This window comes from Quisquiliibacterium sp., from assembly GCF_982640115.1.
This window is the reverse complement of sequence record NZ_CEXFHW010000053.1, coordinates 1-21,098: the sequence shown is the minus strand read 5'-3', so window position 1 is coordinate 21,098 and position 21,098 is coordinate 1. Positions and strand designations below refer to the sequence as shown.

Below are 21,098 nucleotides of genomic sequence, written 5' to 3'. Positions count from 1 at the left end.
CGGGCGGCACGGCGCGGTAGAGGCGCGCGGGCGGCTGCGGGCCATTGGCGGTGGTCTGCGCCATGACATCGATCGGCAGCGACAGGAACACCGGCCCGAAGGGCGGGTCATTGGCGATCTTGAAGGCGCGGCGCAGCACCTCGTCCATCTCGTCGGCATGGCGTACCTCGGTGCTCCACTTGGTGACCGGCGCGGCCATCGCGGCGAGATCGTGCGAGAGGATGGGCTCGCGCCGCAGCATGCGGGTGTCCTGCTGGCCGGCGGTGACGATCAGCGGCGCCTGCCCCTTCAGGGCGTTGTAGATCATGCCGATGGCATTGCCCAGGCCGGGCGCCACATGCAGGTTGGCCACCGCGGTGCGCCCGGTGGCGCGGGCGTAATAGCCCGCCGCGCCCACCGCCACGCCTTCGTGCAGGTGCACGATGTACTGCATCTGCGGATGGTCGGCGAGCGAGTCGAGCAGCGGGCTCTCGGTGGTGCCCGGGTTGCCGAAGATGCGGTCCACGCCGTGGGCGGCGAGGCTCTTCAGGAAGACATCGTGTCCGCGCATGGCGGTCCTTTCGATCGGTGAGGTTGACGGGCGCTCAGGCCGGGGTCTGGCGGGCGCGCTGCTCGATGATGGCGGCCACCTGGGCGGTGACCGAGGCCCAGGCCTGTTCGAAGGCCGGGGTCCAGTCATCGCCGAGGATGTCGCGGAAGGCATCGATCATCGCGGTGAAGAAGAGCGCGAACTGCGCGGCGGGCACGCCGAGGTTCTGGTGATTGACCCACTCGCTTGCGATCAGCGTGCCGCCGTAGTGATCGCCGTCGACCAGGTCGAGCACGGTCTCGAAGACCTGCTGCAGCATCTGGCCGCGCACGCTGCCATCGGTGTCGCGCACGAACAGGGTCTGCAGCGCGGGTTCGAGGGTGAACAGGCGCGCATAGACCTGCGGCGCGGGGTCACCCACCCGCGCCGCCACCGCCTCCAGCGAGGCTTCGATCGCCTGTGCCCGCATGTACGTCCGTTCCCTCGCGTCTGCGCTGCAGCAATCATCGGCGGATCGCTCGCCGGCTTCCCGCCGGCCCGGCGGGAAACGAGATGGGTCGCTTGCCGCAGGTATGCTTCGGCTCCATGTGGCGAGGCCTGCTGATCGCGTTCCTGCTGTCCTTCGGGCCGGCGGTGTCCAACTCCTTTGCGCGCTTCGCCTATGCGCTGCTGCTGCCGGCCATGCGCGAGGACCTGCAATGGAACTGGTCGCAGGCCGGTGCGCTCAACACCGTCAATGCCTTCGGCTATCTGCTGGGCGCGCTGCTGGTTCGGGGGGTGGTCAACCACACCGGCAACCGCCGTCTGTTCTGCGCCGGCATGATGCTCACGGCGCTGGCGCTGCTGGCCACCGGCTTCACCCGTGACATCACCTGGCTGATGACGCTGAGGGTGCTCACCGGCGTGGGCGGCGCGGCGATCTTCATCTGTGGCGGTGCGCTTTCCGGCAATGTGCTGCCGCAGCGCCCGGCCATGGCCACCACCACCATCGGCGTGTTCTTTGCGGGCGGTGGCCTGGGCCTGATGCTGAGCGGCGCCGTGCTGCCGCCGATGCTCGATGCCCAGGGGCCGGCCGCCTGGCCGATCGCCTGGCGCGAGATGGGCATGGCCGGGCTGGTGATGGCCGTGGCCGCGATCTGGGCGGCCTTGCAGATCGAGGAACCCGGCACGGCGGCCGGCTCGGCGCGCTGGCGGCTGGCGCCGATGGCCGCCGAGTTCACCGCCTATGCGCTGTTCGCGGTGGGCTACATCGGCTACATGACCTTCGTGATCGCCTGGATGCGGGCCCAGGGCGCGAGCACCGGCGAGGTGGTGGCAGTCTGGTGCCTGCTGGGCCTGGCCACCTGGATCGCACCCTGGGTGTGGCGGGTGCCGGCCGAGCGCTGGCGGGGCGGGCGACCGCTGGCGGCGGTGCTGGCCACGCTCACCATCGGCGCCGCGCTGCCGCTCTTCTCCACGCATCTGCTCGCGCTGCTGGCCTCGGCATTCCTGTTCGGCCTGGGCATGTTCAGTGCGCCCTCGTCGGTGGGCGGCTTCATCAAGCGCGCCCTGCCCAAGCCGGCCTGGGGCAGCGCCATGGCCACCTTCACCGCGATGTTCGCCGCCGGCCAGATCGGCGGCCCGGTGGCCATCGGCTGGCTGGCCGACCTCACCGGCTCGCTGCGCGGCGGGCTGGCGGTGTCGGCGGGCCTGCTGGCGCTGGGCGCGCTGACGGCGCTGGCGCAACGCGAACTCGGCGACTGAGCGGCTCGCGCAACTCAGGGCTTGAGCGGCGTGTCGTTGCCCGCGCAACTGTTGCCGCAGGCCCGCGCGAAGCGGGCAAAACCCACCGGCGCGCCGGCGGCGCTCTGGAAGAGCTCGCGCACCGCCTCGAAGCTGCGAACCGTCATGTCCTCGAAGTCGCCCCAGCGCAGGCTCTGGGGCAGGTCGGGGTAGACCTCGCGGTGGGTGAGCAGGCAGGCGTAGTCCGCGTCGGGGTCGAGCCTGAACCGGTCGCCGCTCGGCATGGTCAGGCTGCGGCCCGCTTCCAGCCGCGAGTCGCGCGTGTAGCGGTTGGGAAAGATGCGCAGCAGGTTGCCGCTGGCGGGGTTGCGCGCATAGCAGTAGAGGTGACCGGGCTGGTCGGCAGAGACCGCGATCTGCAGCGGTCCATCAAGGCTGGCCTCGCGCAGACTGCTCATCCGCAGCACCGCGCTCGCGCGTTCGCGCTCGGGGATGGCTGGGGCCGTCGGTGGCGCGGCAGGTGCCGTCGAGGCTGCGGGCAGGGCGGATCGGCTGGCGGATACGCTGCCGGCCGCAGCCACCGGCGCCGGTGGCGACGGGCTCAGCCTTGGCACCCCGGTGACGATGAACCGGCGAAAGAAGTCGAGATCGAGCGGTCCTTCCGGCGGTAGCCCGATCAGTGGCCGATAGGCCGCCATCGCCTCGGTGAAGGCCGGGCTGCCGGTGCCGTCGGTGGGCCCCTGGTAGCGGCCGCGCTCGCGCATGCGCAATTGCAGGAAGGCGCGTTGTTCGGTGGGGTCCATCGACAGGAACCAGTCTTCGGTCTCGCGCAGAACCTCGGGCTCGTTGTCGGCGATGCCCAGGCACTGCCAGTAGGGCAGACGGGTGAGCTTGCCGACCAGTTCGACCGCGGCGAGCTCCACCATGTTGCGCGCCGCCTGCGAGGGGCCCTCCGAGCGCGAGGGCGAGAAGGTGAACACCACCGACATGGCCGGGTTCTTCAGCTGCGCCGAGCCCTCGCCCGCGCTGGCGTTGCGGCTGACCAGGAGGGTGCTGTTGCGCGAGGACACCCCTGGCACCAGGGTGAGCCGCTCGGTGTCGATCAGCGCGGCGTCGAAGGCAAGCACCGAGAAGCGGGTGTCGCTGCCCAGCTTCAGGCCGAAAAGCTCCGAGGCGCTGGCGATCCCCAGTGAGCTGGCGCGGCGATCGACGCCTTCGTCCATCTGGCTGACCGTGCCGCGCAGGGTGTACTGCGGCACGATCGAGAATGCGCCCTGCCGCTGAGCTTGCGTGAGCAGGTTGGCGGCGTTCTGCTGGTCGCTGCCGAACATCGAGAGTCGGATCGCCCGCGAGCGGCGGGTCATGTCGGAGATGGCCGAGGTCATCATGTCGCGCACCGAGATCGGCACCCGCATGGTCGCGTCGCGCATCTCCTCCATCATCATCGTGATGTCGCGAATGCCGCTGGCGTAGAGCAGGTCGTCCATGCAGCGCAGCGCGGGCGTGAAGCTGGTGAGCGTGCGCGTGGCCCGCTCGTCGGGGTTGAGCCGGGCGCGGACCGCGCCGGCACTGCCCGGTCGGGCGCGTGGGGTGTCGGCGGCGGCGTCGATGGGGCGCGCACCCTGCGCCTGGCTGCGGGCGGGCACGACGAGCGCCATGCTCAGGGCGAGCAGGCCGGCGGCGGCGACGAGGCACGGATGATGCTGGGGCTTCATGCGCGGGCAAGGGGTGCCCCCGGTGCGTGCGTGCAGCGGGGTGATGGCAGCCAGCCTATCCCGGCTCGCGCTTGCGCTCAAGCCGCCGTTTCGTGATGGCAGGCTGCCTGCGCCGGGGATGCAGTACGATGCCGGCCGAAGGGCCGTTAGCTCAGCTGGTCAGAGCAGAGGACTCATAATCCTTTGGTCGTTGGTTCAAGTCCAACACGGCCTACCCGGTTCACCCATGGCGCGGCGCCGGGCGATTGCCCGCCGGTCACGATCCGGTCGTGCAGGCCACTCGCGGCGGCGGTCCATTTGCGGCCCCGCACGCAGGCCCGGCCTTCCGGCATCCGCGGGTCAGCGGGCATGGCGGTCAGCCCGCGCGGTATGCTGGCCCTGACCTTACCGCCAAGGCGCAGCCGCCTGCTGCGGGCCCGCCAGCGGCGCTTCCGATCACCAGCCCTCCTGGATCGCGCCCATGACCTCCCTGCTCGCCCGCCTCCTGCTGTCGCTCACGGTTCTCGGGCTGGTCTGCGGCACCGCCCAGGCGCGCGACGAGGCGCTGCTTGCCGCGGCCACCGCCGAGCAGCCGGCGGTGGTGCGCACCCTCGAGCGGCTGGTGAACATCGAGACCGGCACCGGCAATGCCGAGGGCCTGGCCGCCATGGCCGACCTGCTGCAGGCTGAACTGCAGGCGCTTGGCGCCACGGTCAGCCGCCAACCCTCCGCGGGCGGCGTGGTCGGCGAGATCATCCTGGGCAGGCTCACCGGCAAGGGCCAGCGGCGCGTGCTGCTGATGGCCCACATGGATACGGTCTATCCGAAGGGCACGCTGGCCCGCGCGCCCTTCCGGCTGGAGGGCAGTCGCGCCTTCGGTCCGGGCATCGCCGACGACAAGGGCGGCATCGCGGTGATCCTGCACGCACTCAGGCTGCTCCAGGCCCGCGGTTTCCAGGATTTTGCCGAGATCACCGTGCTTGTGAACACCGACGAGGAGCGCGGCTCGACCGGCTCGCGCGACCTCATCGAGGCCACCGCCCGCGCCCATGATGCGGTGCTGTCCTTCGAGCCCACGGTGGCCCTGCGCGAGACGCTGGTGCTGGCCACCTCGGGCACGGCTGCGGTCCGGGCCACGGTGCGCGGCCGTGCTGCCCATGCCGGCGCCGCACCCGAGCAGGGCGTCAATGCCATGGTGGAAGCGGCCGACTTCATGCTGCGCACCCTCGATCTCGATGACCGCGCCAACGCCTTCCGCTTCAACTGGACGGTGGGCACCGGCGGTCGCATCGCCAACATGATCCCGGCCGAGGTGACCATCGAGGCCAACGTGCGCTATCTCGATCCGCAGCGCCTGGAGACCGCAATGAAGATCCTGCGTGAGCGGGCCGCCACGCCGCGCCTGAATGGTGCGCAGATCGCGGTGGAGCTGATCGTGGGTCGTCCGGCCTTCGTGGCCGATGCCGCAGGCCGGCGGCTGGTAGACAAGGCGGTGAGCATCTATCGCGAGATCGGTTTCGATCTCGCGGTGGTGCCCTCCACGGGCGGTGGCACCGATGCCGCCTATGCGGCGAAGGCGGGCCGCCCGGTGATCGAGGCGCTGGGTCTTCCCGGCTTCGGCTATCACAGCGACCAGGCGGAGTATGTGCTGGTGGATGCCATCCCGCGCCGGCTCTATCTGGCCACCCGGATGATCATGGATGTCGCCCTCGGCCGCTGACAACCGCGAACGCGGCTGGCCGCCCCTGCAGCCGCCGCTGGCCGGTGAGGCCGGCTGGGTGGCACGCGCCCGCGGCCTGCTGCCGATGGTGGCGTTGGAGGCCGACGCGATCGAGCGCGAGCGCCGGCTTTCGCCCGCGCTGCTCGATGCCCTGCATGCCCAGCGCCTGTTCCGGCTGCTGCTGCCGCGCAGCGTCGATGGCGAGGAGCTCGATCCGCTCAGCTTCTTCCATGTCATCGAGACCATCGCCCGGGCCGATGCCTCGGTGGCCTGGTGCCTGTGCCAGGCAGGCGGATGCGCGATGGCGGCGGCCTATCTTGCGCCGGCGGCGGCGGCAGCGATCTTCGGCCGGGATTCGCGTGCGGTGCTGGCCTGGGGGCCGGGCCCCGGCGCACGCGCGGTGCGGGTCGAGGGTGGCTATCGGGTGAGCGGCGACTGGTCCTTCGCCTCGGGTGGCCGCCATGCCACCTGGCTGGGCGCGCACTGCCCGGTGGTGCAGCCTGACGGCGCGTCGCTCACGGCGGCCGACGGCCGTCGCATCGAGCGCACGCTGCTGGTGCCGGCCGCGGCGGTGCAGTGGACCGACACCTGGAACACGGTGGGTCTGCGCGGTACCGCCAGCGACCGTTTCTCGCTGCGCGATCACTTCGTGCCCGAGGATCACAGCATCACCCGCGACCATCGCTTCGAGTGCCGCGAGCCGGGCCCGCTCTATCGCCTGCCGGCCAATCTGCTCTACCAGATCGGTTTCGCCGGCGTGGCGCTGGGCATCGCGCGCGGCGCGCTCGATGCCTTCACCGCGCTGGCCATCGACAAGGTGCCCCGCGGTCAGCGCAGCCTGCTGCGCGAGAACGCGGTGGTGCAGTCGGAGTATGCCCAGGCCGAGGCCGGTGCGCGCGCGGCCCGCGCCTGGCTGCTGCAGACGGTTGATGAACTCTGGCGCGAGATTGGCCAGCCCGAGGCCCGGCTGAGCATGGACCAGCGCATGCGGGTGCGCATGGCCTCCACCCATGCCATCCACCAGGCGCGCGCCGCGGTCGACCGGGTGTGGCATGCCGCCGGCGCCAGCGCCATCTTCGCCGAGCAGCCGATGGAGCGGCGCTTTCGCGACATCCACACCGTCACGCAGCAGCTGCAGGGGCGGCTGTCGCACCTCGAAACCGTGGGCGCCTGGCTGCTGGGCGCCGATCCGGATCTCACCTTCGTCTGAGGAGACCTTGCCATGCCGCTGGGCGTACTGCAGCACTTCACCATCGAACCCGCCGATCTCGAGCGGACCAAGGACTTCTATGTCGACGTGCTTGGCCTCGCCGTGGGCAATCGTCCGCCGCTGGGCTTTCCGGGCTACTGGCTCTACTCGGGCGGCGTGGCCACGGTGCATCTGCTCGGACCGCGCAAGCCCCGCGAGGGCATCACCGTGCGCGATCCCGCGAAGCACTATGCCGACACCGGCCGCTTCGACCACATCGCCTTCGCCGCCGAAGACCTGCCTGCGGTACGGGCCCGCCTGCAGTCGTGCGGCGTGAGCTTTCGCGAGCAGGTGGTGCCGCGCACCGGCGCCGCGCAGATCTTCCTCTTCGACCCCGATGGCGTGGGCGTGGAGCTCAACTTCCCGCCCCCGGCCTGAGCCGCGGTACGGACGATGCTGCGCGCCATCGAGATCCGCTCGGTCGAGGCGCTGGACGCTTCGCTGGTCTTCGGCGCCGCCGGCCGCTACGAGCGGGTGGTGGCCATCGCCCATGGCGAGGTCGACCCAGCCCATCCCGGCAATCGCGGCATTGCGCTGATCGAGTGCGCGCCTCGCAATGCCCGCGGCTGCGTCGAGTACGCCACCGAGGTTCATGTGCTGCGGCCCTGCGACCCCGCGCTGGGCAATGGCGGCCTGCTCCACGAGGTGAACAACCGCGGCCGCAAGATGCTCTTCGGCACGCTGGCCGACGCCCCGGGCGGCGGCAACGATCCGCGCAGCGCCGATGACTTCGGCAACCGATTTCCGCTCTCGCTAGGATTCACCCTGGTCTGGTCGGGCTGGGATCCCGACGCACCCACGGCGCGTGGCGGGCTCGCGCTGCAGGCGCCGGTGGCGCGCCGCGACGGCCAGCCCATCGTGGCGCCGGTACGCGACGAGTTCGTGTCAGGCACGCGCGCCGGCGAACTCGCGGTGTTCCGCCTCTCGCACACCGCGGCCTTTCCCGAGCCCGGTCGGGCGCGTCTCACGTGTCGGGCCCGGCCCGGCGATGCGCCGCAGGCCCTGCCGCCGGATGACTGGCGCTTTGTCGATGCCCGCACGGTCGCGCTGCGCGAGGGCCTGAGCCCGCGGCCGGGCTGGCTCTACGAACTGCACTACGAGGCTGTCGATCCGCGGGTTCAGGGGCTTGGCTTTGCCGCCACCCGCGACCTGATCAGCCATCTGCGCCACCATCCCGATGCGCTGGCGCTCACCGGCCAGCGCATGGCGCACTGCCTGGCGATCGGCATCTCGCAGGCCGGCCGCTACCTTCGCGACCACATCGGTCAGGGCTTCAATCGCGACGAGCAGGGCCGGCGGGTGTTCGATGGCGTGCTCTCGCACATCGCCGGGGTGGGCCGGGTGTTCCTCAATGCGCCCTTCGCGCAGCCGGCGCGCACCAGCACCCAGCATGAAGACCATGGCTATCCCGAGAATGCCTTCCCCTTTGCCAGTGCGCGGCTCACCGATCCGCTCAGCGGCCGTTGCGATGCGCTGTTGCGCGAGGATGGCAGCGATCCCCTGCTGATCGAGATCAACACCGCCACCGAGTACTGGCAGAAGGGCGCCTCGCTGCTGCACACCGACCCGCTCGGCGAGCGCGACCTCGATCTGCCGTCGAATACCCGGGTGTACCTGGTGGCCGGCACCCAGCACGGCGCGCGCGCCGGCACGCCGGGCGATTGCGGGCCGGCGGTCAATCCGCGCAATCCGCACAACCCGATGCCGGTGGTGCGCGCCCTGCTGCTTGCGCTCTGGGAGTGGGTACGCGACGGGCGTCAACCCCCGCCCAGCCAGGTGCCCCGGCTCGCCGAGGGCACGCTGGTGCCGGCCGAGTCGCTCGCCTTTCCGGCCATCCCGGGTGCGGGGCTGGCCGAGCGCACCCACCGCATCGGCCTGCCCGGTGACTGGGTGCATCCGCAGGACTCGCCGCGCGCCTATCGCACTCTGGTGTGCCGGGTGGACGAGGATGGCAACGAGGTGGCCGGCATTCGCCTGCCCGAGGTGGCGGTGCCGGTGGCCACGCTCACCGGCTGGAATCTCTATCGCTCACCCTGGCCCGAGGGCGAACTGGCTGATCGCGATGGCAGCCGTCTGCCGTTTCCGGCCGATCGCGCCGAACGCGAGGCGCGGGGCGATCCGCGGCGCTCGGTGGCCGAGCGCTATGCCGACGATGCCGACCGCGCCGAGCGGGTGCGGGTGGTGGTGGAGGCGCTGCTCGCGCAGCGGCTGTTGCTGCCGCAGGACGCGGCCGCGCTGATGTCGTCGGCTCAGAACCGGTAGCTCATGCCGGCCGAGATCACCGGGTAGAAGCGGTAGCGGTCGTAGGCGTCCTGCAGTCGGCGCTGATCGGCCAATGACTCGGCGGCCAGGCCGCCGACGCCCAGGCGGGCGTCGGGGCGCGAGTACATCAGACCGAGGTCGGCGCGCAGCCCGAACCCGCGATCCTGGCTCATCCGCGTGCCCCAGCCCAGACCCACATAGGGCGACATCACCCGGGCGAGGTCACTGCTGAGGTCGATGCCCGAGCCGCCGGAACCGGGATAGGCCGTGCCCACCGGCGTGAGCCCGCCGATGCGCGAGAAGCCGCTCAGCTGGCTGCCCGGAGACACCAGACCGGCGCCCAGCCGGAAGCCGGTCTGCGAGCCGAAGTACCAGTCGCCCACCACCGACATCGCGGCCAGCCCGTGGCGGGCGTCGAAGTCCACGCCTTCGCGCAGGCCGCTGCGCGACAGCGCGATGCCGGCGTATTCCACCCGCAGGTCGATGCGACTGCTCAGCCCGAAAGCCGCGCCCAGACCGAAGCCGCTGGCGCTCAGGGGCGAGTAGAAGCTCAGATCGTTGGCGTGAACCGCCGTGGCAGCGAGCGTGGCGGCCAGCGCGGTGAGCAGCTTGCGCGGCATGATGGTCTCTCCCGGTCAGGCCTCAGCTTAGGCAGGCACGGAGGCGACCGGCCGCCGCGACGGCTGAACGGTGGATTGGCGGGAGGGAACGGTCGTCACCAGCCCGTCATGTTGTTTCCGCATCCTCGCGGTCCGAACGGGAGGGTGATGGATGCAGTCGGATCAGCGGGTGCGCGTGAATGGCATTGACTATCGCTGGCCGAAGCGCCCGGTGGTCGCGGTCTGCATCGATGGCGGAGACCCGGCCTATCTGGCCCGCTACCTGTCCGAGGGCGCTGTTCCGAACATCGCGCGCTGCGTGCATGAGGGCTTTGCCGCGGTGGCCGATGGCTCGATGCCCTCGTTCACCTGCCCCAACAACATGTCGATCATCACCGGCACGCCGACAGCGGTGCACGGCATCTCCGGCAACTTCTACCTCGACACCACGACCTGGCAGCCGGTGGTCATGACCGGCCCGGAGCTGCTTCGTGCCGAGACCGTCCTGGCAAGGTTTGCCGAGGCAGGCGCGCGGGTGGTCTCGATCACCGCCAAGGACAAGCTGCGTCGGCAACTCGCCAAGGGTCTCGATGTCAGCGCCGGGCATGTGTCGTTCTCGTCGGAATTCGCCGATCGCTGCACGCTCGCCGAGAACGGCATCGAGTCGGTGCCGCAGTGGCTCGGGCAGCCGGTGCCGGGCATGTATTCCATGGAACTGTCGCTGTTCGTGCTCGATGCCGGCATCCGGTTGCTGGCCGAGCGTCGTCCTGACCTGACCTACCTCTCCCTCACCGACTGGGTTCAGCACAAGTGGGCGCCCGAGGCGCCGGAAGCCCGCGCCTTCTACCAGGCGCTCGACGCGCGGATCGGCCAGCTCATGGCCATGGACATCACCCTCGCGCTCACCGCCGACCACGGTATGAGCGACAAGAGCGATGCCGCGGGCGAGCCGAAGGTGATCTGGCTGCAGGACCTGATCGACGAGCACCTCGGCCCGGGCCGGGCCACGGTGATCTGCCCGATCACGGATGCGTTCGTCGCCCACCACGGCGCCCTGGGTGGCTTCGTCAGGGTGTGGCTGCGAGGCGACCTGAGTGCCCGCGAGGTCATCGCGTGTCTTGCCGGCGTGCAAGGCATCGAGTTTGCCCTCGAGCGGGAAGCGGCCTGCCGCCTGTTCGAACTGCCAGCCGACCGCGAAGCCGATGTGGTGGTGGTCGCGCGTCAGGACACCTGCATTGGCGGCTCGTGGCGTGACCATGATCTGAGCGGACTGGCCGGCAATCGCCTGCGCACCCATGGCGGCCTGTCGGAGGCCAAGGTGCCGTTCATCCTGAACCGCCCGCTGGTGCCGGGCTATCGCGAGCTGGCCGCCGCAAAGCCGCTGAAGAGCCACCAGCTGCTCGACTTCGCGATCAACGGAACGCTGTGAGATGAGCCTGCCCGTCGATGGCCTCGTGGCGGTATATCCCGCGCCGACAGAGGCATTCCAGCTGCATCGGCTGCCGCTGCGCGAGCCGCGCCGTGGCGAGGTGCTCGTCCGGGTGCGCATGTGCACCATCTGCCGCAGCGACATCCACAGCTACCTCGGGCACCGCCCCAACCCGACGCCCGGCGTGCTGGGACACGAGATCATCGGCAGCATCGTCGCGCTGGGCGAGGGCGTCGAGCGCGACATGCGCGGTGATCGGCTTGCGATTGGCGACCGCATCACCTGGAGCGAGTTCTTCGTGCCCGATGAGGGCTTTCATGCCCAGGTGCTCGATCTGCCTCAGAAGTCGGTGGGGCTGGCCAAGTACGGGCATCTGTCGGTGGACCAGGATCCGCACCACCACGGTGGTTTCGGGCAGTTCTGCTACGTGCTGCCGCGATCGTGGATCCTGCGTGTGCCGGCCGAACTGAGCGATGCCGAGGCCACCCCGGTGAATTGCGGCGTGGCCACGGCAGTGTGTCTCGTGGACCAGGCCGCGATCCGGCCGGGTGGCTCGGTGGTGATCCAGGGCCTGGGACTGCTCGGGCTGTATGCGGCGGCGATCGCGAAGACGCGCGGCGCCGGAAGGGTGATCGGGATCGACGGCGTGGCTGCGCGCCGCGCGATGGGCGAGCGCTTCGGCTGCGATGCGGTGATCGACCCGGCGGGCCTGAGCGACGACGGTCTGATCGCGCGGGTGCGCGCCCAGTGTCCGCCAGTGGGCCCTGATGCCGTGATCGAGATCTGCGGCGATCCATCGGTGGTGCCGCAAGGCCTGGCCATGCTGCGCGAGGGCGGCGTATGCGTGATCGGCGGGCTGGTGAGCCCGGGGGCCTGGGCATCGATCGACCTCAATCAGGTGCTGCGCAAGCTGATCACCCTGCGCGGCGTTCACAACTACCACCCCCGGCATCTGCTCGAGGCCCTCGATTTCATTGCTGCCCAGCGGGGCCGCTACCCTTTCGGTGAGCTGGTGGATGGCCGCTATCGGCTCGATCAGGTCGGCGAGGCGATCCGGGATGCCGATGAACGTCGCGTGATCCGCGCGGCGATCCTGCCGTGAGCGCGATGCCGACCACAGGCAGCGATCGACGCTGGCCGGGATCTCCGGTGCGCGCCCGCGCGCTTGCAACGGACGCCGAACTGGCGGTTCAGGTGCATGGGGTCAGCAAGACCTTCGCGGGCCAGCGGGTGGCGCTCGCCGATGTCAGTTTCTCGGTGCGGCCGGGAGAGCGAATCGCGCTGCTGGGAGCCTCGGGGTCGGGAAAGTCCACGCTGCTGCGATGCCTGTGTGCGCTGGAGCGGATCGATCCCGGTGCAGGCCGGGTCGAGCTCTTCGGGGCGCCGATGCAGGCCGCCGGCCGGGTCAGCACCGGCGCGCGGCGCTTGCGCCGGGAAGTGGCGATCATCTTCCAGCAGTTCAACCTGGTTGGCCGCCTGCCGGTGATGACCAATGTGCTCACCGGCCTGACTGCCGGCCTGCCGCTGTGGCGTGCCCTGCTCGGCCGTTTCACCCTGGCGGAGCGCGCCCGCGCGCTCGATGCGCTGTCGGCCATCGGTCTGGCGCCGCAGGCTTTCCAGCGGGCATCGACCCTGTCTGGCGGGCAGCAGCAACGGGCAGCGGTGGCGCGTGCCATGACCCAGGGCGCACGCCTGCTGCTGGCCGATGAGCCGGTGGCCTCGCTCGATCCGGAATCCACCCGCAGGGTCATGGATCTCCTGGCCCAGCTCAACCGCGAGGCGGGCATGACCCTGATCGTGAGCCTGCACCATGTTGCGCTCGCCCGTCGTTACTGCGACCGGGTGATCGCGCTGCGTGAAGGCCGCCTGATCTTCGATGGGCCCACGAGTGCGCTCACGCCCGAATTCCTGCGCAAGCTCTACGGCAGCGCCGCCGAGGAACTGCTGAGCGATGCCGAGGCCGAGGCCGAGAGTTCGCAGCCGATGGCGTCGCCCGCTGCGTCCGGACGCAAGCCGGAGACATCCGGGATCGCTGGCTGAATCGTCCGATCCACACCGATTCACTTCCTGCCTTCGGAGAATCCGATGAAGACCCTCAGATCGCTGTTTGCCCTGGCGCTGGCCGGGCTGTCCTGCACGGCTGCTCTTGCCCAGGAGATCAACTTCGGTGTCATCGCCACCGATGCCGCCAACGTCCAGCGCGAGCGCTGGGAGCCGTTCTTTCGGGACATGGAAAAGAAGACCGGCCTGAAGGTGAAGTCCTTCTATGCGCCCGACTATGCCGGTGTGATCGAGGCGATGCGCTTCAACAAGGTGCAGGTTGCCTGGCTAGGCAACAAGGCCGCGATGGAGGCGGTGGATCGGGCCAGCGGAGAGATCTTCGCGCAGGTGAAGTTTGCCGACGGCAGCTACGGCTACAACGCCCTGCTGATCACGCAGAAGGACAGTCCCTACCGGTCACTCGACGATGTGCTGAAAAACTCGAAGAGCATCAACTTCGGCATCGGTGATCCGAATTCGACATCGGGCTTTCTGGTGCCCACCTTCTACATCTTCGCGCAGAACAAGGTCGATCACCGCACCGCGTTCAAGTCCATCCGCAATGCCAGCCATGGCGCCAATGTCCAGGCGACGCTTGCGCGGCAGGTGGATGTCGCGACCAGCAACACCGAGACGGTCGAACAGCTCGAGCGCACGAAGCCTGAGCTCCACAGCCAGCTGCGGGTGATCTGGAAAAGCCCGCTGATTCCCAGTGATCCGTTCGTGTGGCGCAAGGATCTCGACCCCGTGGTCAAGGAGAAGCTGCGGGCCTTCGTGCTTGCGTACGCACAGAAGGACCCCCAGGAGAAGGCGGTCCTCAACAAGATCTACAACTATGACGGTTTCCGGGCCTCGAACAATGACCAGCTGATCCCGATCCGGGAACTCGAACTGTTTCGGGACCGCAGCCGCGCCGAGACCGACGAGAAGCTCAGCTCGGCCGAGCGCGCCAGGGTGATCGCCGAGATCGACGCGAAGCTGGCCGCGCTGAAAAAGTGAGCAACGCGACACTGGCCGCTGCGGCATCACCTTCCCGCGCGTCTCTCGAGGTGCTGCGCGAACGGGCGGCCGCCGAGCGGCCGGGATGGCTGCACCATGCCGCCTGGGCGCTGGCCCTGGGTGTCCTGGCATGGGCCTGGCACGGCGCGGAAATCCGCCCGCTGGATCTGGTGCGCGATGCCGGCAACATCGGCAAGTACACCGCCGAGTTCTTCCCGCCCGATTTCGGTGACTGGCGCATCTACCTGCGCGAGATGGTGGTCACCCTGCACATTGCGCTGTGGGGGACGCTGCTGGCCGTGATCGCCGCGGTGCCGATGGCGCTGCTCAGTTCGGCCAACATCGCCCCGGCGTGGGTGCATCAGCCGATGCGGCGGCTGATGGATGCCTGCCGCGCCATCAACGAGATGGTGTTTGCGATGCTGTTCATCGTGGCTGTGGGTCTGGGGCCGTTCGCAGGCGTGCTCGCGCTCACGGTCCACACCACCGGCACCCTGGCCAAGCTCTTCTCCGAGGCGGTCGAAGCCATCGATCCTCGGCCGGTCGAGGGCATCCGGGCCAGCGGTGCGCATCCCCTCGTGGAGATCGTCTACGGGGTGCTGCCGCAGGTGTTGCCGCTGTGGCTCAGCTTTGCGCTCTACCGCTTCGAGAGCAATGTGCGCTCGGCCAGCGTCGTGGGCATGGTGGGCGCCGGCGGCATCGGGGTGGTGCTCTTCGAGGTGATCCGGGGCTTCCAGTACGCCCAGACCTGCGCCGTGCTGCTGATCCTGGTGGTCAGCGTGAGCCTCATCGATCTGCTATCGGCCGCGCTGCGTCGCCGCTTCATCTGACCCGCCTCCCGCGGGTTGACCGAGGGTTCGTGATCATGTCTTCTGCCGAGAACGCCGATCTGATCGTGGTGGGTGCTGGCATCGTCGGTCTGGCGCATGCCCTGGCCGGCGCCCGCCGCGGGATGCGGGTGGTGGTGATCGAGCGTGACCATCGCTGTGTGGGTGCGTCGATCCGCAATTTCGGTTTCATCACCATCACCGGCCAGCCAGCGGGCGACACCTGGCGGCGCGCCATGGCCAGTCGCGCGGTCTGGGCCGAGGTGGCGCCGCAGGCGGGCATCCCGATCGAGCATCAGGGCCTGTGGGTACTGGCCCGACGCGAGCGCGCCATGGCGGTGCTCGATGCCTTCAGTCGCACCGAGATGGGGGCGGCCTGCGAGCTGGTGCCAGCGGCAGCGCTGCCGGCCCGGGCGCCGGCGTTGCGTTCGGATGGCGCGCAGGGTGCGCTCTGGTCGCCGCATGAGCTGCGGGTCGAGTCGCGAACGGCGATCCCCCGGCTCGCGCAGTGGCTTGCTCAGACGCACGGCGTACGCTTCTGCTTTGGCGAGCAGGTGCTCGAGGTGGACACGCCGCGGGTGCGTTCGGCCCGGCGGCAGTGGCATGCCGAGCGGGTGGTGATCTGCCCCGGCACCGAACTCACCGGCGTGGCCCTGCCCGCGCTGGCGCGTCATGCGCTTCGCCTGACCCGCCTGCAGATGCTTCGGGTTCGGCCACGGCGAGGGTTCGTGCTTGGAGCAGGCGTCATGGCCGATCTGAGCCTGGTGCGGTACGGCGGCTACAGCGCCCTGCCGCAGTCCGGACCGCTGCTGGCGCAACTGCGCGCGGAGGTGCCGGCAAGCCTCGCCGCCGGCATCCACCTGATCGTGGTGCAGAGTGCCGACGGCACGCTGGTGGTCGGCGATTCTCACCATGATGACCTGTCCCCCGAGCCCTTCGCCGCCGAGGCGGTCGATGCGCTGATCCTCGGCCACCTTCGCGAGGCCCTCGCGATCGATGAACTCGAGGTGGTCGAACGCTGGACCGGTGTGTACCCGGTGGGGGCTCCGGTCGATTGCGTGATCGAGGCGCCCGATCCCGCCACCCGGGTGGTGGTGGTCAGCAGCGGCACCGGCGCCAGCACCGCGTTCGGCATTGCCGCCGATGTCTTTCAGAGCTGGTGAGGGAGCCTGCCGATGAACAGTCATGACAGCCGGACACCGGTGATCGACATCCCGGTCCGTGAGGCGATGCGCATGGCCGGTGATCGGGTATGTCGCGATCGGGTGATCGAGGTCCGCTATCCCTGGACCGGGGAACTCGTCGGTACGGTGCCGATGGCCACGCGAGCCGATGTGGATCAGGCCTTCAGGGCGGCCCACCAGTACAGGCCCACGCTGACCCGACATCAGCGGCATCGCATCCTGAGCGAGGCCGCTCGCCTGCTCGGCGAGCGCCGTCCCCAGGTGGCCCGCCTGATCACGCTGGAATCGGGGCTTTGCCTGAAGGACAGCCTCTACGAGGTGGGGCGGGCCTGCGATGTGCTGATGTTCTCGGCCCAGCAGGCCCTGATCGATGACGGCCAGTCGTTTTCCTGCGACCTGACCGAGCATGGCCGACAGCGCCGGGTGCATACCCTGCGCGAACCGCTGCTCGGCGTCATCGCGGCGATCACCCCCTTCAACCATCCACTCAATCAGGTGGTGCACAAGGTGGCGCCTGCGGTGGCGACCAACAACCGCATGGTGCTCAAGCCCTCGGAGAAGACGCCGCTCTCGGCGCTGATGCTGGCCGATCTGCTGCATGAATGCGGCCTGCCCGGCCCGATGCTCTCCGTGATCACCGGTGACCCGGCAGAGATTGGCGATGCGATGGTCACCCATCCGCACGCCGATCTGGTGAGCTTCACCGGTGGCGTGGCGGTGGGCAAGCGTATCGCGGCGCTCGCGGTCTACAAGCGCCAGGTGCTGGAGCTTGGCGGCAACGATCCGCTGATCGTGATGGACGATGCCGATCCGCGGCGTGCGGCGGAGCTGGCCGCCTCGGGCTCCTATCGCAACTCCGGTCAGCGCTGCACCGCGGTCAAACGCATTCTGGTTCACGAACGGGTTGCGCATGACTTCACCGAAGCCCTGCTCGCGGTCAGCCGCGACTGGACCTGGGGCGATCCGCTCGATGGCGCCGTCGACATGGGCACGGTGATCGACGAGCGTGCCGCATCGTTGTTCCAGCGGCGGGTCGACGCCGCGGTGGCCGGCGGTGCCCGTCTGCTGCTGGGCAACATGCGGCGTGGTGCGTCCTATTCGCCCACGGTGCTCGATGGTGTGCGCGCCGACATGGAACTGGTGCGCGAAGAGACCTTCGGACCGGTCTCGCCCGTGATCACCTTTCGCGATCTCGACGAGGCGATCGCGCTGGTCAACGGCAGCGCCTACGGGCTGAGCTCGGCGGTGTGCACCAACCGGCTCGACGATGTGATGCGCCTGGTGCGCGAGCTGGAGGTGGGGACGGTCAATGTCTGGGAGGTGCCGGGCTACCGGCTGGAGATGACGCCCTTTGGCGGCATCAAGGACTCCGGGCTTGGCTACAAGGAGGGCGTGCAGGAGGCCTGCCGCAGCTTCACCAACCTGAAGACCTACTCGCTGCCCTGGTGAGCAGCCGGCGCGGGCTCAGCCCGCCGGTGACGACCGCAACCCCACCGCCTTGCCGCCCGCGAACAGGAATTCCGCGCGCAGCAGCGGCGCGGCCTTCGGGTCGGCCAGCTCGAAGCCGAGCACGCCCACCGTGTCCCCGTCAGCGAGGCCGGTGATGCCCCAGGCCTGCATGCGGGTGAGCGGCGCCAGTTCCACGCGCCACAGCCGGTCACGCCTGGCCGGCAACCGGGCGCGGCCGAGCAGATCGGCGGCATCCACCGGTGCGCTCTGGGCCGGCACTACCCGCCGGGCGAGGTCGGGGGGCAGGCTGGGGTCGGCCGGCAGTTCGAGGTCGAACTCGGCATGCGGGTTGCGCCAGGCGACGCGACGGGCGGTGCCTTCCAGCCACACCGGCCGATTCTGGTCGAAGCTGCTCCAGCCGTGGTGGGCAAGCGCGCGGGCGGCGGGGGCGAAGGCCAGCGCGGCGATGATCAGGTGGCGTCGGGTGCTCATGGCTCAAGCGTAGGCGATCCAGCGTCCGCAGGCGAGGATGGTCAGCCAGGTCAGCAGGGAAACCGTCGTCTGGATGCGAGCGAGTCGGTCTCGCCGGGCCAGACCGCCCCGCGCGTGGAAGGCTGCGGCATTGCAGCCGGCCAGCATCAGCAGCAGCATCTTCAGGGTGAAGGCCCGGTTGGCGATCAGTTCGCCGGGCTGGCTGGCGAACATCGTCAGACCCGAGAGCGCGGCCAGGCCGAAGCCCACCAGCACCAGCGCCAGTGCGGCGCGCTGCACGGCGGGCACATCGTTGGCCGGCGCGAACCACAGCCGCAGCTCCAGCAGCGTCAGGTTGCCGATCAGCAGCGCCACCCCGATGAGGTGAACCACCTCGAGGGCCGGATAGAGCCAGGCATGGCTGGCAATCCAGGCAAAGGGGGAGCTCAGCGTCGGGATCATGCGATCGATGCGGTGGGCGGGGCCATCATCGGGTTGCGGCCAGCGAGCGCCCGGCGTTCAGCGAGCGCTGCCCGAGGCGATCGCATCCAGCCGTTGCGCGATGCTGGCGTGGAAGGGATTGCTGCGCATGCGCGCGAGCGCGACCAGCGGCACCGAGAGCGCGCCCGCCTCGGCACTGGGCGCGCGCCCGCCCAGGGTGAAGGCCCGCTCGCCGGGCAGGGCAGCAGGGCTCAGGCCGTAGATCGGGTCATCGGCCGGCAATGGCAGCGCGAGATGACCGAGCGACAGCACGCCGGGCGGCCAGCGCATTCCCATCGCCTGTGGCTGGAAGGCGCGCTCACCGGGCTCGCGCACCCATTCCACCACCTCGTCGCTGTCGGGCCCGCGGTTGCCCACCAGCGTGAGCCGAAAGCCCAGGGGCGGTGCCTGGCGAAGCCGCTCCAGCGCCTGCAGCGGGGCGGGCGCCATCAGGCCGCTCAGCTGGTGACGCCGGTTGATGTCGAAGATCACCAGCTCGTGCCTGCCCGCGGGCAGGCGTCGGTACAGCCGGTGCGCCAGATCCTCGATCTGCACGGTGGCATCGACCAGCGACTGGAAGGTGGTGATCCGTGGCAGGCGCGCGAGCGTGCCCGCCCGTTCGGCGGCGGCGAGTTCGCGCTCGAGTTCGCGGGTGAGGTGCCATATCTGGCGCGCGGCATTCACCGGAAAGGAGTTGTACTTGAAGGGGTCGAACTCCGGCAGGACATCCAGCCAGCGGGCCTTGGCCAGTCCGGGGACGAAGGCGAGGCTTGCCGCCACCTCGCTCACGGCCGCCAGCTCCGAGATGCCGATGGCCGGCGAGAGCAGCACCAGATCGGTGGGCATGGGCAGCGCGGGGTCGGCGAGCGCCTTCAGGGTGTGACGCAGCGCGAGCGCCCCGCCGGTGGAGAAGCCGGCGAAGACCAGCGGTTTTCCCGGTCCGGCAAGCTCGGCGGCATGGCGGGCGGCGAGCTCGACGGCCGCGATCCAGTCCTCACGGTGCACCGTGGTGAGCGCGCCAGGCACGGTGCCGTGACCGGGCAGACGCAGGCTCACGACCTGCAGGCCGCGGGCATGCAGGCTGCGCGCGATGGCGCTCAGCAGATAGGGCGAGTCGGTGAGCCCGTGCACCAGCAGGGCCGCGCCGCGCGGCTCGGGGTGGGCCAGCACCGAGGATCGGTTGCCCGCGGATGTCAGCGCCAGCGCGGCGGCAGCGCTCTTGGGGCTGTAGCGGCTCATGGGGTCGGCCGCGCTCACGGGCTGTTCGCGCAGGCGCGCGGCGAGCTGCGCAAACAGCCGCTGCTCCAGCGCCAGCAGATCGGCAAACCGGGCGGGCCGGCCTGGATCGCGGGCGCTGAATTCGCCCTCGAGCGGCTCGTGCCAGACCGCCAGCTCGGGCAGGCGCCACCAGGCCTGGGCCGCGAAGCCGCCGGCGATGGCCAGCCAGACCCCGGCGACCAGCGCGCCGAGGATGACCGGCAGCCAGCGCATGCGCCTCATGCGACGCCGTGCTCCTTGAACCAGGCGAGCATCTGCTGCCAGCCGTCTTCGGCCGCTTCCTTGCGGTAGCTCGGCCGGTAATCGGCGTGGAAGGCGTGCGGCATGTCCTTGTAGAGCACGAAGCGGCTGGCCTGGCTGGCCTTGCTGCCCGCCTTGAGCGCTTCCTGCATGCGCGCCACCAGCGCCACCGGAATGCCGGCATCGGCGCCGCCATACAGGCCGAGCACCGGCATGTTGAGCGCGCCCGCCGCATCGATCGGGGTGCGGGGCATGGCCGGCGGCATGGGATTCAGTCCGCCGTACCAGCTCACCCCGGCCTTCATCTGCTTGCTGTGCGCGGCGTACATCCACACCGTACGGCCACCGCGGCACATGCCGGTGATGCCCATGCGGGCGGCGTTCACCCGCGGATGGGCGCTGATGAAGCCGACCAGTGCGTCGAGATCGGCGAGCATGCGCGTGTCTTCCAGGCGGTTGGCCAGGCCGACCACCTCGCGGATCTCGGTCATGCGGGCGAGCTCACCGAGCCGGAAGTAGGGATCCAGCGTCACCCCGGTGTAGCCGCGCAGGGCCAGACGCCGGCAGATGTCCTTCTGGTACTCATGCATGCCGAAGATCTCGGGCACCACCAGCACCGTGGCGTGGCGAGCGCCATTGACCGGGCATGCGAGGTAGGCCGGCATGTCGCCCTGGCCGGTGGGCACTTTCATGTCGGCGGTGTACAGGCCATCAGCCGGGGTGCGAATCACGCTCTGCGCGGCGAGCGGGCCGGCGGCCAGCGCGAAGCCTGCGCCGGCACCGCCGGCCAGGAAGCCCCGCCGGTTGAGCGCGGTGGGAGGCAGCAGGCTCTCCAGTTGCGGATCTTCGAAGCGGCCGGTTGGGTCGAGCATGGATGGAGTCTCCTGGGGCGTTGGCGGGAAATGCGGCGTGGCAAGGATACCGCC

Annotated in this window: 20 protein-coding genes and 1 tRNA gene; 13 read left to right on the top strand and 8 right to left on the bottom strand. The window is 70.0% G+C overall.

Annotated features, from left to right (window positions below):
- Together AC2H6A_RS08185 and AC2H6A_RS08180 are read right to left on the bottom strand one after the other, a co-directional pair.
- The coding region (locus AC2H6A_RS08185; protein WP_484272669.1) for a thiamine pyrophosphate-binding protein at positions 1-550 on the bottom strand (550 nt) is incomplete at its 3' end.
- Between the two features lie 34 nt (positions 551-584).
- Positions 585-998 (bottom strand): globin, encoded by a 414-nt coding sequence (locus tag AC2H6A_RS08180; protein ID WP_484272668.1) that lies wholly within the window; start codon positions 996-998, stop codon positions 585-587.
- Between the two features lie 92 nt (positions 999-1,090).
- Here AC2H6A_RS08180 and AC2H6A_RS08175 point away from each other — a divergent pair, with 92 nt between their 5' ends.
- Entirely contained in the window at positions 1,091-2,272 is a 1,182-nt protein-coding gene (locus tag AC2H6A_RS08175; protein WP_484272667.1) for a YbfB/YjiJ family MFS transporter, read from the top strand.
- A gap of 14 nt (positions 2,273-2,286) precedes the next feature.
- On the opposite strand, the gene AC2H6A_RS08170 is transcribed toward AC2H6A_RS08175, so the two are convergent.
- Positions 2,287-3,966 (bottom strand): DUF4384 domain-containing protein, encoded by a 1,680-nt coding sequence (locus AC2H6A_RS08170; protein WP_484272666.1) that lies wholly within the window; start codon positions 3,964-3,966, stop codon positions 2,287-2,289.
- A 140-nt stretch (positions 3,967-4,106) separates the two neighbouring features.
- Here AC2H6A_RS08170 and AC2H6A_RS08165 point away from each other — a divergent pair.
- The 5 genes from AC2H6A_RS08165 (at position 4,107) to AC2H6A_RS08145 (ending at position 9,176) form a co-directional block, all read left to right on the top strand.
- A tRNA-Ile gene (locus AC2H6A_RS08165) sits at positions 4,107-4,180 on the top strand.
- Between the two features lie 246 nt (positions 4,181-4,426).
- Entirely contained in the window at positions 4,427-5,665 is a 1,239-nt protein-coding gene (locus tag AC2H6A_RS08160) for a glutamate carboxypeptidase (protein WP_484272665.1), read from the top strand.
- Positions 5,646-6,875, top strand: coding sequence for an acyl-CoA dehydrogenase family protein (locus AC2H6A_RS08155; RefSeq protein ID WP_484272664.1), 1,230 nt, complete (start codon positions 5,646-5,648; stop codon positions 6,873-6,875). Before AC2H6A_RS08160 ends, AC2H6A_RS08155 begins: the two co-directional genes overlap by 20 nt.
- A 12-nt stretch (positions 6,876-6,887) precedes the next feature.
- Positions 6,888-7,292 carry a VOC family protein gene (locus tag AC2H6A_RS08150; protein WP_484272663.1) on the top strand — a complete coding sequence of 135 codons (405 nt, stop codon included), beginning with the start codon at positions 6,888-6,890 and terminating at the stop codon, positions 7,290-7,292.
- A gap of 15 nt (positions 7,293-7,307) precedes the next feature.
- The gene (locus AC2H6A_RS08145) at positions 7,308-9,176 is read left to right on the top strand and encodes an alpha/beta hydrolase domain-containing protein (protein WP_484272662.1); all 1,869 of its coding nucleotides are present in this window, start codon (positions 7,308-7,310) and stop codon (positions 9,174-9,176) included.
- Here AC2H6A_RS08145 and AC2H6A_RS08140 read toward each other — a convergent pair.
- Positions 9,164-9,796 carry a hypothetical protein gene (locus AC2H6A_RS08140; protein ID WP_484272661.1) on the bottom strand — a complete coding sequence of 211 codons (633 nt, stop codon included), beginning with the start codon at positions 9,794-9,796 and terminating at the stop codon, positions 9,164-9,166. The genes AC2H6A_RS08145 and AC2H6A_RS08140 overlap by 13 nt on opposite strands.
- Positions 9,797-9,947: 151 nt before the next feature.
- On the opposite strand from AC2H6A_RS08140, the gene phnA reads away from it, so the two are divergent.
- The 7 genes from phnA to phnY are packed head-to-tail and all read left to right on the top strand — an operon-like array spanning position 9,948 to position 17,703.
- Positions 9,948-11,204, top strand: coding sequence for a phosphonoacetate hydrolase (gene phnA, locus AC2H6A_RS08135; protein WP_484272660.1), 1,257 nt, complete (start codon positions 9,948-9,950; stop codon positions 11,202-11,204).
- Position 11,205: 1 nt separating this feature from the next.
- Positions 11,206-12,306, top strand: a complete 1,101-nt coding sequence (locus AC2H6A_RS08130; RefSeq protein WP_484272659.1) for a zinc-binding dehydrogenase — start codon at positions 11,206-11,208, stop codon at positions 12,304-12,306.
- Positions 12,303-13,244, top strand: coding sequence for a phosphonate ABC transporter ATP-binding protein (phnC, locus tag AC2H6A_RS08125; RefSeq protein ID WP_484272658.1), 942 nt, complete (start codon positions 12,303-12,305; stop codon positions 13,242-13,244). Before AC2H6A_RS08130 ends, phnC begins: the two co-directional genes overlap by 4 nt.
- 45 nt (positions 13,245-13,289) lie before the next feature.
- Entirely contained in the window at positions 13,290-14,243 is a 954-nt protein-coding gene (gene phnD / locus AC2H6A_RS08120; protein ID WP_484272657.1) for a phosphonate ABC transporter substrate-binding protein, read from the top strand.
- A complete protein-coding gene (phnE, locus tag AC2H6A_RS08115; protein WP_484272656.1) occupies positions 14,240-15,073 on the top strand; it encodes a phosphonate ABC transporter, permease protein PhnE in 834 nt (277 codons plus the stop codon). Before phnD ends, phnE begins: the two co-directional genes overlap by 4 nt.
- Positions 15,074-15,108: 35 nt before the next feature.
- On the top strand, positions 15,109-16,233 hold the full coding sequence (locus AC2H6A_RS08110; protein ID WP_484272655.1) for a TIGR03364 family FAD-dependent oxidoreductase: 1,125 nt from the start codon (positions 15,109-15,111) through the stop codon (positions 16,231-16,233).
- A gap of 12 nt (positions 16,234-16,245) precedes the next feature.
- Positions 16,246-17,703 carry a phosphonoacetaldehyde dehydrogenase gene (gene phnY / locus AC2H6A_RS08105; RefSeq protein ID WP_484272654.1) on the top strand — a complete coding sequence of 486 codons (1,458 nt, stop codon included), beginning with the start codon at positions 16,246-16,248 and terminating at the stop codon, positions 17,701-17,703.
- 15 nt (positions 17,704-17,718) lie between these two features.
- On the opposite strand, the gene AC2H6A_RS08100 is transcribed toward phnY, so the two are convergent.
- Genes AC2H6A_RS08100 through AC2H6A_RS08085 form a run of 4 tightly spaced genes read right to left on the bottom strand, consistent with a single transcriptional unit; the run spans position 17,719 to position 21,044 of the window.
- A complete protein-coding gene (locus tag AC2H6A_RS08100; protein ID WP_484272653.1) occupies positions 17,719-18,195 on the bottom strand; it encodes a DUF6152 family protein in 477 nt (158 codons plus the stop codon).
- Between the two features lie 3 nt (positions 18,196-18,198).
- The gene (locus AC2H6A_RS08095) at positions 18,199-18,636 is read right to left on the bottom strand and encodes a hypothetical protein (RefSeq protein ID WP_484272652.1); all 438 of its coding nucleotides are present in this window, start codon (positions 18,634-18,636) and stop codon (positions 18,199-18,201) included.
- A 57-nt stretch (positions 18,637-18,693) separates the two neighbouring features.
- Positions 18,694-20,154 (bottom strand): alpha/beta hydrolase, encoded by a 1,461-nt coding sequence (locus AC2H6A_RS08090; RefSeq protein WP_484272651.1) that lies wholly within the window; start codon positions 20,152-20,154, stop codon positions 18,694-18,696.
- Entirely contained in the window at positions 20,151-21,044 is an 894-nt protein-coding gene (locus AC2H6A_RS08085) for a dienelactone hydrolase family protein (protein WP_484272650.1), read from the bottom strand. Before AC2H6A_RS08085 ends, AC2H6A_RS08090 begins: the two co-directional genes overlap by 4 nt.
- Positions 21,045-21,098: the final 54 nt, after the last annotated feature.